Source organism: Bariatricus sp. HCP28S3_A7, assembly GCF_052066375.1.
Lineage (GTDB): Bacteria > Bacillota > Clostridia > Lachnospirales > Lachnospiraceae > Allocoprococcus.
The window spans coordinates 1-3,492 of record NZ_JBQHSG010000056.1 but is presented as its reverse complement, the minus strand read 5'-3'; the positions used below and the strand labels follow the sequence as shown (position 1 = coordinate 3,492).

General features: G+C 49.3%; 4 protein-coding genes. All 4 read right to left on the bottom strand.

The window, feature by feature from the left end:
* Positions 1-98 precede the first annotated feature (98 nt).
* On the bottom strand, positions 99-425 hold the full coding sequence (locus ACTNA4_RS15795; RefSeq protein WP_427808896.1) for a DUF6618 family protein: 327 nt from the start codon (positions 423-425) through the stop codon (positions 99-101).
* 11 nt (positions 426-436) lie between these two features.
* Entirely contained in the window at positions 437-1,243 is an 807-nt protein-coding gene (locus ACTNA4_RS15790) for an ExeA family protein (RefSeq protein ID WP_427808895.1), read from the bottom strand.
* Positions 1,243-2,511 carry a DDE-type integrase/transposase/recombinase gene (locus ACTNA4_RS15785; RefSeq protein ID WP_441031079.1) on the bottom strand — a complete coding sequence of 423 codons (1,269 nt, stop codon included), beginning with the start codon at positions 2,509-2,511 and terminating at the stop codon, positions 1,243-1,245. Before ACTNA4_RS15785 ends, ACTNA4_RS15790 begins: the two co-directional genes overlap by 1 nt.
* Positions 2,512-2,647: 136 nt before the next feature.
* Positions 2,648-3,145 carry a DUF6431 domain-containing protein gene (locus tag ACTNA4_RS15780; RefSeq protein WP_441019242.1) on the bottom strand — a complete coding sequence of 166 codons (498 nt, stop codon included), beginning with the start codon at positions 3,143-3,145 and terminating at the stop codon, positions 2,648-2,650.
* Positions 3,146-3,492: the final 347 nt, after the last annotated feature.

Sequence of the window (3,492 nt, the reverse complement as noted above, 5' to 3'; positions counted from 1 at the left end):
CTGGGAGCTAATGGCAGATTGACAGCGATAATACGGCACATTATTGGAGAGTATTGAAAGATCACGGAGCCCCATAGAGCTCCGTGATCTCAGTGTTATTAATCTGTGTATTTTTCCAGACTGCCCAGTTCTTCAAGATGGCACAGTCCGCTTGCGACCGTCACTGCATCCACCTTTTTCAGAAGTCCGGAAAGACGCTCTGTATTCCAGAACAGATCCCGGTAGCTGGACAGTTCACTTCCTACGTCGTGGTTTGGTATACAGATATAGTTCCCATAGCTGTGTTTCCCTGCGATTACGTGGAAGTAAGTCCCACGGCCAGAGATCTCTGCTTCGTAACAGGAGCCCGAATGTCTGATAAGCCGGATCTCCCCGTTCCATCGTTCTTTTCGTTTCCCTCTTGTAAGAGTACATTGATATTCCATAGCACATCCTCCTACATCAGGTTCTGGTTACTGACAGCCGCAAGGATCACTTCTGCATCGATCGACTTTTTCTCCATTTGTGAGCCAAGGGCAAGGGCATCCGTCATCAGATTGTCGATCAGACGGGGATTTCCCTGGGAATGGCTGTGGATGGCAGAAAGAGCGGCTTTTTCTATCATGGTCTCGCTTCCACCGGCACAGGTGAGTTTATGGAGGACATACCGTGCCACCTCATCATCCGATAGGCCGGAGAAGTTATAGTGGACAGTGATCCTCTGACGCAGTGCTTCATGAACGGGGCGGCTCAAAGTATTATTCAGGTGGGATTCGCCGCAAAGGATCAGGGTAAAACAGTTTACGGAATCATACCCGTAATTCATCAGCATCTTGATGTCGTTCAGAATGCCGGTGGAGAGATACTGCGCTTCGTCAACCGCCAGGAGGAGTGGCTGACGCTTCTCTTTATAGAGATACCAGACCTGCTCCTGGATCGCCTTGAACATTCCTGGTTTCCCACCTTTGTCACTGACGCCGAGGGCGGCGCAGAACTGGCGGTAAAATTCCATGACACTGATGGTGGACAGGCAGATGTACTCCATGTGGTACAGATTTGGGTTCAGACTTTTGGAGAAACAGCGCAGGCAGAACGATTTTCCCATGCCGGGACGGGCGGTGAACACACCGATCCCCCGTGCATCCTTTAGGTAATCCAGCCGCTGGGTCATTTCTGTCATGTCATGGGAAAGGAATCGGTCTTTCTCTTGTATCATTTGCTTGTCAAAGGGATTAAAGGAAAGCCCATAATACGCAAGAGACATTATTTTTCACCTCCCATCCGGGAATAATCAAGGGTTGGTGTGTTATTCCGCTTTGTCCGGCAGTTTTCGTTACGGTCTGTCTGCCGGATGGGGTAATGTTCCCCTTCGTAAAGAATGTAGGCGGTGGACATATCATCCGGTAGGAAACGGATCTCCACTTTGGTGGCGATGAACTGCATGGGAACATCGTAATACGTCCGGTCGATAGAGACAGTGGCATCCCGGTTGACCCTGCGGGTCACACGGTTCATAAAACATTCGTCCAGCCATGCCCGGGATCCCGGCATCTTTACCTGCATGCAGGTGCGGCGGTACCGTTCCAGTGGGATATCCCGGATCCCGGAATGGTAAGAGGTATTATGGTTGCGGATATAGCCTGAGAGGAGACGGTTGAATTCTTCGAGCGAGTGGATGGAATCCATGTCAAGGGTATAAAGCCATTGTTCTTTCAGTGACCTCCACTGGCGTTCGATTTTTGCCTTACTGGCTCCGTCACGGACTTTTGTGTGCAGGAGTACCGTGCCGATGGAGCCGCAGATTAGGGAAAGCTGTTCGTTAGAATAGCTACACCCATTATCGACATAAAGCTTCAAGGGGATCCCATAAGTCGCCACAGCCTGCTTGAACACTTTCTGGAAGTTATAAGCATTATCGTTATAGAACAGGCCGCCGCCAACCAGGAGACGGGAATGGTCGTCAATGATCATAATGCAGTAGACCCGCCTGCGTTTCCCGTCTTCTGTGATATAAGGCAGGTAACAGGTATCCGCCTGCCACATTTTTCCAAAGGAATCCTCTTCAAAAGCCTTGCGGTCCCGCATGCCTGGATTGCGTGCGGATTTGAGGTCATTATGCCGGATAAAGCGCTGGACAGCACAAACGCTGACCGTAGCCGGAATGAAGGAATTCTCCACAAGCTGTTTGTGGATCTGTGTGGCATTGAGCCTGGGGAAAGCCTCTTTCAGACGGTAGATCTCTTCTATAGCGGTATCAGGCAGGACCCTGGTAGCACCTTTATCAGAGCGTTCCTTTGGCATCAGGGCATCGATCCCGCCTGTCTGGTAGAGGGATACCCATTTGCTGATGGTCTTGGGGCTGTACTGAAAAATGGATCCATCCGGCAGGGTCAATGGTTTTTCTGTGATGCGGCGGTAATAAGCGTTCCTGGAAGCATCCGGAAAAAGGCCGTGGATCACAGGTGCGATCAGGGCGAGCCGGAACTGGGCGATTTTTGCGGCGTTAGAGAGTTGTTGTTTTTGATTTTCCATTAAGAAAGAACCTCCTTTGTGTTTTTTACCATTGTAGAAAACAGGAATGGAGGATGCCATCCCCATGGCGTGTGGCCGTGAAAAAACAGGGGGACAGCAATGGTGGCACGGTCTGGGAGGTGCCGTATTTTACAGTTTATCCAGAGGGATTACGGTGGGACTGTAGGAAGGAATACGCAGTCTGCTTTGTAAAGTCCATGGCGAAAGAGGAATAATCCGGTTTGATGGCAAGCATCAGCAGGAAATCCATTCCAGAGGTTTCAGAGTCCTCCAGGATGCCGAGCCATTCCCGCTTATGCTGCTGAAAGAGCTGCTTCCATTTATACAACTGGTTTCGGGTAATGCAGAAACGTTCACAGAGGCGCTCCAGGGAAGAAATGTGCAGGAAGGCTTCTGCCAGGACACGAAGGATAAAGAAAAGGCTATAGCTGGAATAAGGGATGATCAGGTCCGGGAGGACCGCATGGGTATGTCCACAGCTTTGGCAGGCCAGACGAAGGACAGTCACTTCTGTAGTGACGGGTACCCCGCAGATAAAGTCAATGATCCGGCGTCCATAATAGGCATGGATCTGGCAATGGAAAGAGGAGCCACAGACAGGACAGGTCTGCTTTTCCGGGCAGAATGTATCCATGTAGGAATCAAACAAAACTTTTGATGATTTTTTTATGCGAATTATCTTGCAAAAGAGGGCATTTTTTCTTATCATAAGGATGGTACTGTACAGAGGCCGTATTAAGTGGGACATAGATCCCGGACAAGGCCGGTGCAGGCTTGAGTGAGAGAAAGAACAAACTTTGGTAGGGGATGTTCTTTCTCTTTTTTTATGGTTACAAGCTAACTATAACGGAAACGGAAAAAAGATACAAGAAAAAAGCGCGCCGTAATTACAGGCACGTACAAAGAGACATCATTATGGAACTGATATAATAATTCGCTGTTTTTGTGCAGGAGACAGGAACTTTATTTTGCGAGACGACA

Bases quoted from the DNA above. Each gene is read 5' to 3' on its own strand.
- ACTNA4_RS15790 (WP_427808895.1), bottom strand. From the start codon at position 1,243: ATGTCTCTTGCGTATTATGGGCTTTCCTTTAATCCCTTTGACAAGCAA.
- ACTNA4_RS15795 (WP_427808896.1), bottom strand. From the start codon at position 425: ATGGAATATCAATGTACTCTTACAAGAGGGAAACGAAAAGAACGATGG.
- ACTNA4_RS15780 (WP_441019242.1), bottom strand. From the start codon at position 3,145: ATGGATACATTCTGCCCGGAAAAGCAGACCTGTCCTGTCTGTGGCTCC.
- ACTNA4_RS15785 (WP_441031079.1), bottom strand. From the start codon at position 2,511: ATGGAAAATCAAAAACAACAACTCTCTAACGCCGCAAAAATCGCCCAG.